The following is a 14,938-nucleotide window of genomic DNA, read 5'->3' as shown; positions in this document are numbered from 1 at the left end:
ACAATCGCATGAAGAAACGGGCGGGCTCCTTCCGCCGTTAGCAGACAAAGACTGTTTCATCGCGAAAAGACGGGCGTGCCCGCTTTTCGGAAGGGGAATTGTTAAAGGTAATCATATGAAGCGTGGTCGAAACCAACGCCGTCGCCCGGGTGGCGCAAATCCGAACCGGGCGCTCGACTCCAATGGGCCCGATGTCCGCATCCGGGGCACCGCCAACCAGATTTACGACAAATATCAGCAGCTCGCCCGTGACGCCTCGTCCTCCGGCGACCGTGTGAAAGCTGAAAACTATCTTCAGCACGCAGAACACTATTTTCGCCTGATCCGCTCCATGCAGCCCGCGCAGCAGCCGAATCATCAAGGCGCGGACGCCGAGGGCGACCAACCCAGCATCGACGACAACGATCAGGACCAGCAGCCTCAGCGCGATTCGCGTCATCAGCAGCGCGGCCGCCGCAATGGCGCCGATGATGGAGCAGGCGAGCAGAGGTCTGGCGATCAGGGCGCCGGCGATCAAGGTGACAATGACGCCGACAAGGAATCGGCATCCGCCGGGGATGACGAACCGAAAGCCGCTGCTCCCGATGCTGGCCCAGATTCTGGCCCAGATTCTGGCGACGAGGAAAAAAAGCCGCGCCGCCGCCGGACTCCGCGCCGCAGCGTGAAGAAGGATGAAGATAGCGCCGAGACGCCGGCCGCAGCCGCAGCGGAATAAATCCGCGTCTCATCTACTGCTTGACGGCCCGATCGCGTAACCTCGATCATAAAAAGAGAGGAAACGCATGGACTGTCCTAAATCTTTATTCGATCTGGCGGGTAAGACCGCCATCGTCACCGGCGCCTCGCGCGGCATCGGCGAGGCGATTGCGCGCCGTCTCGCCCAGCACGGCGCCAACGTTATTGTATCGAGCCGCAAGATCGACGCCTGCCAGAGCGTCGTCGAGTCGATCAATCAAGAAGAAGGCCGCGAGGCTGCGTTCCCTGTCGCCTGCAATATTTCCCACAAAGAGGAGTTACAGCGCCTTGTGGATGACACGAAAGCCAAATGGGGCCCGGCCGACATTCTTGTCGTGAATGCGGCGGTCAATCCCTATTTCGGGCCTTCGTCGGAGATGACCGACGAACAGTTCGACAAGATTCTCACCTGCAATGTGAAAGCCACGCACTGGCTTGCGCAGATGGCGCTGCCGGAGATGCGCGCGAAAAAAGACGGCGCGATTGTGATCATCTCTTCGGTTGGCGGCTTTGTGGGTTCGGCCGCCATCGGCGCCTATAATATCTCGAAGGCGGCGGATCTTCAGCTTGCGCGCAATCTCGCAGTGGAGGCAGGGCCCGATAATGTGCGCGTCAATTGCATCTGTCCGGGCGTCGTCAAAACTAAATTCGCCGAAGCGCTCTGGAAGGATCCGAAGGTCGAAAAGATGATGACCCAGCGTCTGCCTCTGCGCCGCTTCGGCGAGCCCGACGACATCGCCGGCGCCGCGGTGTTTCTCGCGTCGCCCGCAGGGCGCTGGATGACCGGGCAGGCGATGATTATCGACGGCGGGACGCTCATCGCGCTGGGAGAGCTGTGAACGCTATGGCCGATCCGTCGAAGAATTTCGGCGAAGCGGCGGACCGCTATTCAGCCTATCGCCCGCAATATCCGCCGGAGGTTTTCGATTTTTTGATCGCGCATGTGACAAGCGGGCGGTCGCGGGCCGCCGATCTCGGCGCCGGTTCGGGACAGGCGACGCAGACGCTGGCGCGGCTGTTCGATCAAGTGACCGCCATCGAGCCCGATGCGCGGCTGGCGCAGGCGGCTCAGCTTCCTGCGAATGCGGAAATAGCAGTGGCTTCGGCGGAAGAGGCGGCCTTTAGCGAAGCCAGTCTTGATGCGGCGATCTCCGCCACAGCGTTTCACTGGATGGATCAGAATCTGATCTGCCGCAACGCCGCGCGCTGGCTGAAATCAGGCGGGGCATTCTTTCCTTTCGCCTTTGACGCTTTCGAAGTCCCGGGGCCGGTGGGCGATTTCTATGCGAGCGAATTCAAGAAGTGGGCGGCCTATCGCGACCGGCGTCTTGTCGAGTGTTACAATTATCGAAAGGCGTTGGAGGAAAGCGGAGTCTTCGCTTCCGTCGTGCCATACCGGCAGGTCTTGAACCACCGATTGCCGTCGGAGATGGCGGCTGGCCTCATCTCAACTTTCTCTTTTGCGCGCGATTACGCCCGCGACAATGGCGGCGATGACTATTTCGTCTCCGTGAAAAGCGCGCTGACAGGCTTCGGCGAAACCGTGACCTTCACGGTTCCAGTCATAGGCGCGCTTGGGATCAAAGGCTAAAGCGCGCGGGTTGCGTTTTCGAACCAGTCCTTGATCGCCGGCGGAAGCAGCGGCGCCAGGGTTTTGCGGACGCGCGCGTGGTAATCATTGAGCCATTGCCGTTCGTCGTCGGTTAGCAAATCGGTTTTGACGAGATCGAGATTGATGGGCGCCAGCGTGATGGTTTCGAACTCAATCATTTCGCGCTCGCCGCCTTTGACCGGCTTCGGAGGTGTGACCACAATGAGATTCTCAATGCGGATGCCGAATGCGCCTTCCTTGTAATAGCCGGGCTCGTTGGAAAGGATCATGCCGGGTTTGAGGGCCTGTGTATTCGGCGCCTTGGCGATGCGCTGCGGGCCTTCATGGACGCCGAGGAACGAGCCGACGCCGTGGCCTGTCCCATGGTCGTAATCGAGACCTGCATCCCACATTGGTTTGCGCGCGATCATGTCGAGTTGGTGGCCTGTGGTCCCCGCAGGAAACTTCATTGTGGCGAGCGCAATGTGGCCTTTCAGCACGCGGGTGAAACGGTCGCGCATTTCGTCGCTCGCCTCGCCGATGGGCACGGTGCGGGTGATGTCGGTGGTGCCGTCAGGATATTGTCCGCCGGAATCGACCAGATAGAGCGAGTTGCGGGCAAGTTTGATGTTCGATTCCGTCGAAACGCGATAATGGGGCAGGGCGCTGTTTGGCCCGGCGCCGGAAATCGTGTCGAAGCTTAAATCCCGTAGCATGTCCGACTGCATGCGGATGGATTCGAGCTTTTGTGCAGCGGCGATCTCATCGACCTCGCCGGACTGCGCATGCGTATCGAGCCAGTGCAGAAAAATGGTGATCGCAGCGCCGTCGCGAATATGCGCCGCGCGCGTTCCCGCGATTTCAGTTTCGTTTTTCGCGGCGCGTGGCAGCGCGCAAGGGTCGGTCAGATCGACGACGACAGCGCCGGCCGCTTTCAGATCGTCCACATATTTCGCCGGCGCGAGCGCCGGATCGACGGCGACTTTCGCGCCTTGTTTCCCGAGCTTTTCGAGGGCTGCGGCGACATCGGTTTCGGCGCGGATATCCACATCATCGCCGAGAAACCCGGGCAGCTCATTGCCGACTTTTTCCGGCGCCACGAACAGCGTCGCGGTGCCGTCTTTGTTGATCAGCGCGCGCCCGAGCGGCAGGGGCGAACGGGAAACGTCGGCTCCGCGCACATTAAAGAGCCACGCAATGGAAGGCGGCGCGGTGATGAGCGCCGTGTCGGCGCCGGCTTTGGCGACCGCGGCGGCGATCTCTTTCCGCTTTTCTTCCGACGACTTTCCCGCAAATTTCAGATCGTGCGGTTTCACCGGCGCCATCGGCGCGGCGGGCTGATCCTTCCACGCGGCGTCCACGGGATTGTGCGCGACGGCGACGAGCTCGAATCCCGCTTTCACCGCAGCGCTTTTAAGTTTTTTAACGCCCGCTGTCGTGTGCAGCATGGGGTCATAACCGATGCGCGCGCCGTTGCGCGCGTTTTCAGCGAGCCACGCATCGGGCGGCGTTTCCATGAGGTCCACATAATCGAAGAACGCGCTGTCGGCCTGCGCGCGCACCTGAAGCGTGTAACGCCCGTCGGTGAACATCACCGCCTTGTCGAGCATGATCAGCGCGGCACCGGCGGATCCGGAAAAACCGGTCGCCCACATCAGTCTTTCTGCGTAAGCGGGAATGTATTCGTTCTGATACTCGTCATCATGGGGGATGAGGAAACCGTCGAGGTTTTGCTTCTTCAGTTCCGCGCGCAGAAGCGGCAAGTGTTTGCCGGCGAAAGAGCGGTCGGAAACGGGCTCGAAAGTCTGGAACATGAAATTCATCCAAAGCTGAATTGCGCTGGCCGGAATATCGCGCTTCGAGGCTCCGCCCACAAGGCGGGCGCGGTTACATTTTTACAAAGAGCAGCACCGGCCAGGTCGGCTGGTCGAGACGGTTGATGAGGCGAAAACCGGCGGCCTCATAGGCCGAAACGACGCCTTCTTCCTGTTCCGTCATCAGACCCGCCAGCATCACCCGCCCGTTTTTGGCGACATGTTCCGCCATCCCCGGCGCGAGTTCGGCAAGCGGCCCGGCGAGAATATTTGCAAAAACGAAATCGAAAGGCGCGGCCTCCCTGATCGTCTCATGATTGAAGCCGTCGGCGGCAAGCGTGATGACATAGTCCTCAGCATCGTTCATCTCGACGTTTTCCGCCGCAATCGCAACGGAGTCTTCGTCGATATCCGTCGCCAGAATCTGCCGCTTCCAGATTTTCGCCGCCGCAATGGCGAGCACCGCCGAACCGCAACCGAGATCGAGCGCTTTTTTCGGCGCGAAGCCGGCGAAGCGATCAAGGAGGGTGAGGCATCCGGCGGTTGTCGGATGATGCCCGGTGCCGAACGCCATATTGGCGTCGATGCGGATCGGGATGTCGCCGTCTTCATCCGGTAGTTTATCTGCGTCATGCACGCCATAAAGGACGAACCGGCCGCATCGGACAACGCCGAGCCCTTCAAGCGCATGGGCCACCCAGTCGATGTCGGGGAGCTCTTCAATGACGGCTTCTCCGACGCCTTGTGCAGCGGCGATGGCGCTCACCGCGTCCATGTCCGGCATCTGTTCAAAATATGCATCAAGCCGCCAGGCGCTGGCGCCGTCTTCAACGGTCGCGTCATCTTTGGAGAGGCTGACCGCGCCTGCCGGCGGCCACAGGATTTCGCCGAGCGCATCGCCCAGATTTTCGAGCGGCGCTTTCTCGCCGGCCCAGGTCAGTTTGACAGAGTGTTTGGTCACGCAGCCTCAACGAAAGTATCGATAACTTTTTTCGGTCCCGAATGCTCGAAATCAACGGTAAGCTTCTGGCCTTCGATAGAGGCGATTTTTCCATAGCCGAATTTCTGATGAAAAACGCGCTGGCCTTTCTTGTATTTCGACCTGCCCGGCGCCGAGACGGAGACGGTCGAGCCGCGACCTTCGATCAGCGGGGGCGTTGCGGCCGGACGCGATGACGCCGCGCGGGCGCGCCGCCAGCCAGGATTGTCGTAATAGGCGTCTTCTTTCAGCTTCATGCCTTCAAAGGCGGAGTGGCTGGCGAGCGACGAGGCGGCGTTGCCGTAAAGCCCGGGCTCGGAAATGACCTCAACGTGCTCCTCCGGCAATTCGTCGATGAAACGCGAGGGGATCGCCGCCTGCCAGCGCCCGTAGATCTGGCGGTTGGCGGCGAAAGAGATGCGGCAGCTTTCTTCGGCCCGCGTTACGCCCACATAAGCGAGACGGCGTTCTTCCTCGAGCGCGGCGTTGCCTTTTTCATCGAGGGCGCGTTTTGACGGGAAAATTTCCTCCTCCCAGCCAGGCAGGAAGACGACGGGAAATTCAAGGCCCTTCGCGGCGTGCAGCGTCATTAGCCAGACCTGTCCGTCTGCGGAGCTTTCGCTGAGTTCAGAGACGAGCGCAACGTGATCCAGATAGGCTTCGAGCGTATCGAATTCCGACACGGCCTGGATAAGCTCCTTCAGATTGTCGAGCTTCCCGCCGGCCTGCGGGCTTTTGGAGTTCTTCCACATCTCGATATAGCCGGATTCTTCGAGCACGAGTTCTGCAAGATCGGCGGGCGGCATGTCTTTGGCGTCGCGCGACCAGCGATCAATCGTATCGAGGAAATTCAACAGAGAGCGCCGCGCCGCGGCGGCGAGATCGTCGCTTTCAAGCGCAAGACGCGAGGCGGTCATCAAAGGAACGTCATTCGCCCGTGCAATTTTGTGCAAAGTTTGCAGCGCCTTGTCGCCAAGCCCGCGCTTCGGTTTGTTGACGACCCGGTCAAAGGCGAGATCGTCGTCGCGCGACCGGATCAATCGCAGGTAGGCGAGGGCGTCCCGAGTCTCCTCGCGCTCATAAAAGCGCGGGCCGCCGACAACTTTGTAGGCGAGGCCCAGCGTGTTGAAACGTTCCTCGAAGGCGCGCATCTGAAACGAGGCGCGTACGAGCACCGCCATGTCCGATAGGGAGCGGCCTTTCGACTGCTCCATTTCGATATCATCGCCGATGACGCGCGCTTCCTCCTCGCCGTCCCAGACGCCGCGCACCTTCACTTTCTCGCCTTCTTCAAGATCGGTCCATAGCGTCTTGCCGAGGCGTTCCGAATTGGCGGCGATGAGACCTGACGCCGCGCCGAGAATATACGGCGTCGAGCGGTAATTGCGTTCAAGACGGATCACCGTTGCGCCGGGAAAATCCTTTTCAAAACGGAGGATGTTTTCGACCTCGGCGCCGCGCCAGCCATAAATCGACTGATCGTCGTCGCCGACGCAGCAGATATTCTTGTGTTTCTGTGCGAGGAGCCGCAGCCACAGATATTGCGCGACATTGGTGTCCTGATATTCGTCCACCAGCATGTAGCGGAAGCGGCGCTGATATTCTTCGAGCACGTCTGGATTGTTCTGGAAGATCGTCAGATTGTGCACGAGGAGATCGCCGAAATCGGCGGCGTTGAGCGTCGTCAATCGCGACTGATAGGCTTTGTAGAGATCGACGCCGCGGCCGTCGGCGAAATGCCAGGCTTCGTTGGCGGGCACTTTCTCCGGCGTCAGGCCGCGGTTTTTCCAGCCGTCGATGACCATGGCGAGGCCGCGTCCGGTCCAGCGCTTTTCGTCGATATTCGCCGCCTCGATCACCTGTTTCGCGAGCCGGGCCTGATCGTCGGCGTCGAGAATGGTGAAGTTGGATTTGAGACCGACAAGCTCCGCATGGCGGCGCAGGATTTGCGCGCCGATGGAGTGGAAGGTGCCGAGCCACTTCATGCCCTCAACATCGCCGCCGACGAGCGTGGCGATGCGGTCCTTCATCTCGCGGGCCGCCTTGTTGGTGAAGGTGACGGCGAGGATCTGCCAGGGCTGGGCGCAGCCGGTGTGCAGAAGGTGCGCGAGGCGCGTCGTCAGCGCGCGGGTCTTGCCCGTGCCGGCGCCGGCGAGCATCAGGACGGGGCCTTCGGTCGCGAGGACGGCAGCGCGCTGTTCCCCGTTGAGCCCTTCGAGATAGGGCGCATCCTCCTGGTTTTCGGCGGCGGGCCGACCCTGCGCGGCCGCTATAGCGCGCTCGGAGATGCTGAGTTTTCGGTCGGTATTGGAAGCCATGAACTCTATGTACCGAAAGGAGAACGATTCTGGAACATTAAGAAATATAGAGCCCTGAAAGAATTGCAATATTGGCCTGAATCGCGAGACTGGGCGGGAGACAAAAAGGGCCGCTGAGAAGGAGATAGTGGGATGGCTGGAAAATTCGAAATCTACAAAGACAATGGCGGCGAGTTCCGCTTTCGCCTGAAAGCCGGCAATGGCGAGAAAATTCTCGCCAGCGAGGGCTATAAGGACAAATCCGGCGCTGAAAACGGCATCGCCTCTGTAAAGAAGAACGCGCCCGACGACGCGCGCTACGAGCGCAAGGAGTCGTCCAACGGCAAGCATTATTTCAACCTCAAGGCCGCGAACCATCAGGTCATCGGCACGTCCGAGATGTATGAGGCCTCTTCGGGTATGGAGGGCGGCATTGAGTCGGTGAAGAAAAACGCCCCGGACGCCGCGATTGACGACCAGACTGCCTGAACGCCGCCGCCGATTTTCGGAAGCGCCGCCCGCATGAAGGCGGCGTTTTCTTTTGGGGAATTGCATTTTTTCGCCGAGCGGCGCCTATTTCGCTTATGACCGCCAGACCCATCTTCACGCATCGCATCGCCACCGAAGCCGATACGGATGCGATTGTTGCGCTGATGAAAGCCTCCATTGCTGAAAACATGAAAGGTTTTCTGACGCCCGAAGAAATCATCGCGGCGCAGGAGACCATGGGTCTCGACACGACATTGCTTGAAGACGGCACTTATTTCGTCATCGAGGCGGAAAAGGACGGAAAAACCGTCATGGCCGGCTGCGGCGGCTGGGGCAAGCGGCGGACGCTTTACGGCGGCAATCATACGAAGGGGCGCGACGATACTTATTCCGACCCTGCAACGGAGGCGGCGCGCATCCGCGCCATGTACACCCATCCGGACTGGACGCGCCGCGGCGTTGGCGCGCTGTTGCTTGAGCTCGGCGAAAACGCCGCGCGCAAGGCAGGGTTCAAAACTATCGAACTCGGCTCGACCTTGCCGGGCGAACCGCTCTACCGCGCGCGCGGTTATGAGGAAGTGAGCCGCGAGACGCAGACCGCCGCCAATGGACAGAAAAACACAGTCATCAAGATGCGCAAGGCGCTTTAGAGCGCTTCTAAAATACGCCGGCGGGCGACCAGAGCGCCGCCGAAGCGCGTTACGCCGTCCGCGCGCATCTTCTTTGCGGGCCCAGCGAGATAAGCGTCCATGGCCGCCATGTCTTTGAGCCGGTAGACGCTGGTGATTTCGCATTCGTCTTCGGCGCTAACGAAGATCTCGCCGGAGACAAAGCCATCAAAGGTGAGCATCTCCGACACATGGGGCTTCAGCCAGTCGAGATAGTCGCCGCGCGCCTCGGGTGCGATACTGGCGATCACTTCGTAGAGAATTTCTTTAGTTTGCGGCAATGATCAGGAGCCTTCGGGAAGATCAGCGCTCTCTTCCACGATATCGTCCGCTTCGGCAATAGTCTCTGCGGTTTCTTCCTCGATGTAACCGTCGAGGACTTCGGCGCAATCGTCCTGCACAAAGGCGAGATCGTCGATCAGAAAGCGCAGAATGTCGCCCGCTTCAGCCGCCTTGCCGGTTTTCATACTGACTTCGATCTTTTTCGCCCGTCCGCCAATGTAATAGGCGCCCGCCATGTTCATCCAGCGAACGGTGTCTTTGTTCCATTCGAATTCGGCCTTGCCGTCGGGCAGCGGAACGCCCGCTTCGTCCCATCCCTTGATGGTGACGGTGAAGGGTTCGTCGTCCGCAGCGCCGGTGGGATAGATCGCCATGGTCGCGACGCATACAGGCCGATCGAACTCGATGGTCAGCGGCGCATTGAGATAGTCATAATATCCGGCCGCGTAAAAACCGCTCGGCGCCGCCGGATAGGTGCAGATTGAGTCGTAATAAAAGCGGCGTTGGCCTTTGCAGACCTGGCGCGTCAGTCCTTTGCCGAAATGCACGCCGTATTCTTTCGCGTAAGCCTCGCGAATAATGTCGCCATGCTTGCCCGGCGGCGCTTCGAAATCGATCACGCGGTAAGGGCCGTCAAGATCCTCCGGGGTGCGCGTGTCGCGTTTGATGACGCGGGTGATGGTCGCAGGATTGGTGTCTCCGTCCGGGTCCGGACCGATGCCGTTTTCGTGAACGTAACCGCCGGGCGCGTCGGCTGCGGCGGTGCTGCCTGCGAGGGCTGCGGAAAGACCCAGAAGGCCGATAAAAAGCGGATGTCTCTTCATCATGCGTTACTCCCCGACGATAATAATACCTCGTGTTCAAAGGGGTTCCAACTGTCCTGCGGGTCCAGCGAAAAGCGTTGCAGAATCACATCACTACGAGTGTGGCAGGGGCGGCGGGTCCAGGGAATTCAAAGACGGATGGCGTCTTCGTCTTGACCCTTTTGCACGCGGCGCCCCTAATCGCCGGCGCCCTGAAGGAGTCGTCATGTCCGTCAAATTCTTCCGCCTCACTCTCGCCCTATCGGTTTTCGCGCTCGCCGCCTGCGCCACCATGGATGCGCCCGCGCCGCCGGAGATTGCCGCCGCCGCAATGGAGGCGCAAACCGCGGAGGATGCGACGGCGCGGATTCGCGCCGATATCGCCTGGCTCGCCGACGATGCGCGCGAGGGCCGCGAAACCGGAACGCAAGGCTATGAAGACGCCGCGGACTATGTGGCTGCGCGCCTGAAAGGAATGGGCCTGAAGCCCGGCGCCAATGGGCGCTGGATGCAGGAGGTTCCGCTGGTGTCGGGAACGCCCGTGCGCGATGCGTCGGCGCTGTCGGTCACGTCGCCTGACGGTGAAAAGCGCAAGCTCGAGAGCCTGAAAGATTTCGTCGTCTACCCGTCGATTGGGTCGGAGGCGTTCGAGATCGCCGATGCGCCCGCCATATTCATCGGCTATGGCGTCCATGCGCCGGCCTTCGGCCATGATGATTACGCTGGTGTGGACGTTGAAGGGAAAGTCGTTGTTTATTTTTCCGGCGCGCCGGACATTTTCGACAATGAAAGTCGTGCGCATTTCAACTCCAACAGTCTGAAAGCGAAGGAAGCGTCTGACCGCGGGGCCATCGGCGCAATCGCTTTGCAAACCACCGCGAGCGAGAAACGCACGCCCTGGGAACGGCGCATCGCCAATCCGGATTATTCCGTGACGACATGGAAATGGCCGGACGGCCGGCCGGAGACGTCGGGGCCCAATGTCAAGGCGACGGCGGTCGTTCACATGGACAAAGCCGCGATCCTTTTTGAAGGCGCGCCCCGTAGCTACGAAGCGGCGCTCGCTGCGGCCGATGGAAAAGGGGATTCTGTGGGCGGCTTCGATCTTGCAGTGAAAATCTCCATGGCCGGCGCGATGACGCGCGAAGACTTCTCGAGCCCCAATGTCGTAGGCCTCATCCCTGGAACAGATCCGAAGCTCAAAAACGAATATGTGATCCTCACCGCGCATCTCGATCATATCGGCCTCAATGAAAAGCTCATTGAGGAGGGCAAGGACGGGATCAATAACGGCGCCATGGACAATGCGACCGGCATTGCGGCCATCCTAGAAGCCGCGCGACGTTTCATGGCGGAGGGCGCGCCGAAGCGCAGCGTCCTGATCCTCGCTGTGACGGCGGAGGAGAAGGGTCTCCTGGGCGCGGATTATTTCGCGCATTTTCCGACGATCGGACGTGGAGAAATGGTCGCGAACGTCAATCTTGATATGCCGGTGATTTTGCATGAGTTCACCGACGTCATCGCCTTCGGCGCTGAACGCTCTTCCATCGGGCCGGTGATGAAAGCGGCGCTTGAGGAGACTGGCGTCGCGCTGGCGCCGGATCCGATTCCCGAGCTCGGCGTTTTCACCCGCTCCGATCATTACCGCTTTGTGGAGCAGGGCGTGCCGTCGATCTTTTTGTGGACCGGCTTCGGCAATGGCGGCGAGGAAAAATTCTGGGACTTTTACAAGACCCACTATCACAAGCCGAGCGACGACATCTCTCAGCCCATTCTCTATGGCGAGCTGGCGCGATTTGCAGAGATCAATTATGTGATCGCCCGCGCCATCGCCGACGCGCCGGAAAAGCCGGTATGGAACGAGGGCGACTTCTTCGGCGACTTATTTGCAAAATAATCTCGCCCCGATCTCCCCGGCGAAAGCCGGGGTCCAGAAACCCAAACGCTGAAGCCTGCGGCTCTGGATCCTGTCTTTCGCCGGGATGATCGGAGAAGAACCAGGTCCGTTATAGCTAGTCGATAGCGTAAATCAGCGAGACGGTGACATTGACCTCGGATTCGCCCGCCTCCATGGGGACGTTCGCCGCATCCGACGCCATTTCCATGCGGGCCGAATACATTTTCGGCTGCGGCGGCTGGGCGTAGCCTTCCTGAATCGACAGCAGCTTGCCGAGGCGCACATCCGCCGCGTCCGTCAAGAGCGCCGCTTTCGCCTTCGCATCGGCGACGGCGTCGCGGCGCGCTTCTTCATAGAGCGGTTTCGGATCGGAGAACGAGAAGGAAATCCCGTTCAGGGAATTGGCGCCGGTCTGCACGGCCTGATCGATCACCGACCCTGCTTTTGAAAGGTCGCGCAAACGCACGGTGACATTGTTCGACGCGGTAAATCCGATGACTTCCGGCTCGGATCTGTTTTGTTCGTAATTGTAGCGCGGATTGATGGAGAGGCCCGACGTCTGAATGTCCTTGTCTGCGACGCCGAGATCTTTCAGCTTTTTGATTGTCGCCGTCATGTCAGCGGAATTCTGGCGCAGAGCGGCCGCGGCGTTCGGCGCGTCGGTCCTGACTCCGATGGTGATCGACGCCATATCGGGCGCAGCCGCCGCGCGGCCTTCACCGGTGACGGTGATGGTGCGCTGTGCGTCGGCGGGATCGGCGGCGCTGGCGGTCGGGGCGGCGCAGCCTGCGATCATCAAAGCGGCGGCCGCTGCGGGAAAGGGGATAGAACGCATGGGATTGGCTCCTTTTTATGGTGGTGTCGGTGTGAAGTCCGCTCGCGGCGAAATCATGGCGGCGATTGCACGGGAATATGTCAACACGCCGGGCCGCCTTCAAGTTCATGTGATGGGCGGTGAGACGCCAGCCGCAGACGGGCGCTCGCACCGTCGTCCATCCCCAGTCTTTCACCCTCCGGCGATAGCTGTTAAGACGGCGCTTCCTCTTGGGCGGCCTTTAAGGGCGCTTAAAGGGCCTGTAGCTCAACGGTTAGAGCTGGCGGCTCATAACCGCTAGGTTGGGGGTTCGAATCCCTCCGGGCCCACCATCATATCACTCGCGGACAAATGCTACGCGATGTCCTCCGCGGGGGCGGGCTGACCGCCTGGCGGCCAGTCGGCCGCTTCAAAAAACCGGTTCGATCATTCTTCTTTTCAAAGCGTCTTCAGATATTCAACCAGCGCCTTGCGGTCGTTATCGTTCAGCTCCACGCCATAATCGTGGCCGGAATTGTAATTGCCGGGGATCGGCTCCGTCGCCGACTTCCACATTTCGAATTTGAAGGCGCCGGGCGCTTGTTGCTGCGCAAAGCCGACGCGCTCCGTGTCGAATTTTGAAAAGTCCAAATAGAATTCTTCGGGACGGAACTTGCCGGCGAGGACGGAGGGGGCGACGCGCTGCGGCGGCGTCCAGTCCGCCGGCGCGGTGTTGCGCACGCGCGACGGCAACAGAAGATCGTGCAGCGTCGGCACGGAGCCATTATGGAGATAGGGCGCCGTCGCCCAGATCCCGTTCAGCGGACGGGCCTTGTAAGCGCGAATATTCGCCGCCGGTTTTTCAGGGCCGCCATTCTCATCCATATGCGGCTCGGTGAGGCAGGCTTCGACGCGGCGTTTCGCGGACATATCCGTGACGCCGGGAAGATAAACGATCTCCTCCGGCGGCCCCGCGAGCACCGGGCGGCGGCGTCCGAACACCGCGACGGCGACATCTTCAATGCGGCGTTTGATGATGCTGCCCGCTTTGTTCAAGAGCGCGCCGAGCGTCGCATTGGTCAGCATGTTGGCGGTCTTGTTTTCCTCGCCGTTGATGGCGGCGCCCTTGATCCAGAATGTCTTGCGGCCATTGAAATTACCGGGCTCGGATTCATGGAGATAGGTGTTGCAGGCGAGGAGGAGATCCGTCTGCATTTCTTCAATAGTAGACATGCGGATGAACTTCGCCGCTGACGGATCGTCTTCGAAGATAGCGGGCAGGGGCGTGTTGATTTCGTCAGCCGCCAACAAGGCGTGGCAGCTTGCGCAGTGTTCGGCGTAGAGCGTGGCGCCGTCATGGGTCTCGCCATTCACCGTGAAGACCGGCTCCGGTTCGCCGAAGAGGGCGGCGGGCCAGCGCGGGGATTCCAGCGCCGTCAGCCAGCGCTCCAGATCATCGAGACTGCGGTCGCGAACACTCGATTTGTAACTGTCTGGCCAGAAAGGGATCCAGGGCTTTTTCTTGGTTTCGATATGGGCGAATACCCCGATCACTTCCGAAGTGTTGCGGACCATGGCGCCGTAATCGGCCACGCCGCTGCGATCCGTCTTCTCATAGTTCTGATTGGCGGCGATGCCATTCCACTGGATTTTTTGCTGCTGCGAGGTGTTCCAGACAAACGGATAGCTCGACGGCGCGTCGGCGGGCGTGTCGTCCGTCGTCTGGCCTGAGCCGGAAATGGCGACGATCTTGTTGAGGATGTAACCTTGCGCATCGAGCCGGGCGGGCCCGTAAACCGCTTCGGTCTTGTTGAAGTTTTCGACAAAGTTCTGCCAGGCGACGAGCTCATCGAGTTGAGCTTTCAACCGAGCGCGCGCGGAAGGCGTATCGTCGGCGCCTAAAACGGCGTTGGCAAAGCGGCCGAATTTTCCGTCCTCGTCATTTGCCGTTACGCGCAGCGAGACGTTGAGCGCCGTCAGGAATTCATAGAAATCGGCGTGCGTCGGCGCGCCATCGATGCGCAGCTTCTTGCCGTTGTGGACGATTTCGGTCGTGTGACAGGCGGCGCAGGTCATGCCGAGCCACGCTTCGCGCATGACGCCCCCTTTGCAAATTTCCGGAAAGGCGCCGCACATGATGTTGGCTTTTTTCGAGGCTTCAAGATCAGCCACCAAACCGAGCGGCAAGGCGGGATCGCTGTTCTGTTCGCCGGCGCGCGCCGTCAGATAGCCGAAGCCCGACATATAAGCGGGATCGAGGAACTTGCCGCGCCCCGCCGGCTGTTCCAGCGCCCGCATCCAAGCCAGCGGCAACAGCCGCGAGCCTTGCGATTCATTGTACCATTTGTTGCGGAGGGTGGTTGTCCATCCCTGATCGAGATAACAAAAATCCCCGTCGCAGGCGCCGACCGCCGGATCGTCGGCGAGGTCCTGTGCAAAAGCGGGGGAGGCGAAACAGCCAAGCGCGAGAGATAACGCTGCGGCGCGAAAGATGAGCATCATGATCCAGAGGCCCCTTCATGATGGTTTTTGTAAAAATTACGCGAATTATGAAACGCAACGAATCAGACGTTGAGGCGCGGCGTTCTTC

The 14,938-nt window shown here is 60.3% G+C and carries 13 protein-coding genes and 1 tRNA gene; 7 read left to right on the top strand and 7 right to left on the bottom strand.

All coding sequences use genetic code 11. The features are described 5' to 3' along the window. Positions 1-115: 115 nt before the first annotated feature. From ACQY5P_RS05215 to ACQY5P_RS05205, 3 genes are all read left to right on the top strand, one after another. On the top strand, positions 116-715 hold the full coding sequence (locus ACQY5P_RS05215) for a DUF4167 domain-containing protein (RefSeq protein ID WP_428409787.1): 600 nt from the start codon (positions 116-118) through the stop codon (positions 713-715). A gap of 67 nt (positions 716-782) precedes the next feature. Then, entirely contained in the window at positions 783-1,574 is a 792-nt protein-coding gene (locus ACQY5P_RS05210) for an SDR family oxidoreductase (RefSeq protein WP_428409786.1), read from the top strand. Positions 1,575-1,579: 5 nt separating this feature from the next. Further along, positions 1,580-2,326 (top strand): class I SAM-dependent methyltransferase, encoded by a 747-nt coding sequence (locus ACQY5P_RS05205; RefSeq protein WP_428410634.1) that lies wholly within the window; start codon positions 1,580-1,582, stop codon positions 2,324-2,326. On the opposite strand, the gene ACQY5P_RS05200 is transcribed toward ACQY5P_RS05205, so the two are convergent. The 3 genes from ACQY5P_RS05200 to ACQY5P_RS05190 form a co-directional block, all read right to left on the bottom strand. Beyond that, the gene (locus ACQY5P_RS05200; protein ID WP_428409785.1) at positions 2,323-4,140 is read right to left on the bottom strand and encodes an aminopeptidase P family protein; all 1,818 of its coding nucleotides are present in this window, start codon (positions 4,138-4,140) and stop codon (positions 2,323-2,325) included. The genes ACQY5P_RS05205 and ACQY5P_RS05200 overlap by 4 nt on opposite strands. Positions 4,141-4,213: 73 nt before the next feature. After that, on the bottom strand, positions 4,214-5,101 hold the full coding sequence (locus ACQY5P_RS05195; protein WP_428409784.1) for a 50S ribosomal protein L11 methyltransferase: 888 nt from the start codon (positions 5,099-5,101) through the stop codon (positions 4,214-4,216). Further along, positions 5,098-7,437: a DUF3553 domain-containing protein gene (locus ACQY5P_RS05190; protein WP_428409783.1), complete on the bottom strand. Its 2,340-nt coding sequence runs from the start codon at positions 7,435-7,437 to the stop codon at positions 5,098-5,100. The genes ACQY5P_RS05195 and ACQY5P_RS05190 overlap by 4 nt, the downstream gene beginning before the upstream one ends. 132 nt (positions 7,438-7,569) lie before the next feature. Here ACQY5P_RS05190 and ACQY5P_RS05185 point away from each other — a divergent pair, with 132 nt between their 5' ends. Together ACQY5P_RS05185 and ACQY5P_RS05180 are read left to right on the top strand one after the other, a co-directional pair. Then, the gene (locus ACQY5P_RS05185) at positions 7,570-7,905 is read left to right on the top strand and encodes a YegP family protein (protein ID WP_428409782.1); all 336 of its coding nucleotides are present in this window, start codon (positions 7,570-7,572) and stop codon (positions 7,903-7,905) included. Between the two features lie 95 nt (positions 7,906-8,000). Next, positions 8,001-8,555, top strand: coding sequence for a GNAT family N-acetyltransferase (locus tag ACQY5P_RS05180; RefSeq protein ID WP_428409781.1), 555 nt, complete (start codon positions 8,001-8,003; stop codon positions 8,553-8,555). Here the strand turns inward: ACQY5P_RS05180 and ACQY5P_RS05175 are convergent. Continuing rightward, entirely contained in the window at positions 8,552-8,854 is a 303-nt protein-coding gene (locus tag ACQY5P_RS05175) for a DUF4286 family protein (protein WP_428409780.1), read from the bottom strand. The genes ACQY5P_RS05180 and ACQY5P_RS05175 overlap by 4 nt on opposite strands. 3 nt (positions 8,855-8,857) lie before the next feature. Then, on the bottom strand, positions 8,858-9,682 hold the full coding sequence (locus ACQY5P_RS05170) for a hypothetical protein (RefSeq protein WP_428409779.1): 825 nt from the start codon (positions 9,680-9,682) through the stop codon (positions 8,858-8,860). A gap of 202 nt (positions 9,683-9,884) precedes the next feature. Here ACQY5P_RS05170 and ACQY5P_RS05165 point away from each other — a divergent pair, with 202 nt between their 5' ends. Beyond that, positions 9,885-11,555 carry a M28 family metallopeptidase gene (locus ACQY5P_RS05165; protein ID WP_428409778.1) on the top strand — a complete coding sequence of 557 codons (1,671 nt, stop codon included), beginning with the start codon at positions 9,885-9,887 and terminating at the stop codon, positions 11,553-11,555. Between the two features lie 115 nt (positions 11,556-11,670). Here ACQY5P_RS05165 and ACQY5P_RS05160 read toward each other — a convergent pair whose 3' ends face one another. Further along, positions 11,671-12,390, bottom strand: a complete 720-nt coding sequence (locus tag ACQY5P_RS05160; RefSeq protein ID WP_428409777.1) for an SIMPL domain-containing protein — start codon at positions 12,388-12,390, stop codon at positions 11,671-11,673. 235 nt (positions 12,391-12,625) lie between these two features. On the opposite strand from ACQY5P_RS05160, the gene ACQY5P_RS05155 reads away from it, so the two are divergent. Then, positions 12,626-12,701 (top strand) — tRNA-Ile (locus ACQY5P_RS05155). A gap of 106 nt (positions 12,702-12,807) precedes the next feature. Here ACQY5P_RS05155 and ACQY5P_RS05150 read toward each other — a convergent pair. After that, positions 12,808-14,850 (bottom strand): di-heme-cytochrome C peroxidase, encoded by a 2,043-nt coding sequence (locus ACQY5P_RS05150; protein ID WP_428409776.1) that lies wholly within the window; start codon positions 14,848-14,850, stop codon positions 12,808-12,810. Positions 14,851-14,938: the final 88 nt, after the last annotated feature.

This window comes from Hyphococcus sp., assembly GCF_965267305.1.
GTDB lineage: Bacteria > Pseudomonadota > Alphaproteobacteria > Caulobacterales > Parvularculaceae > Hyphococcus.
This window is presented reverse-complemented; position numbering and strand designations above follow the sequence as displayed.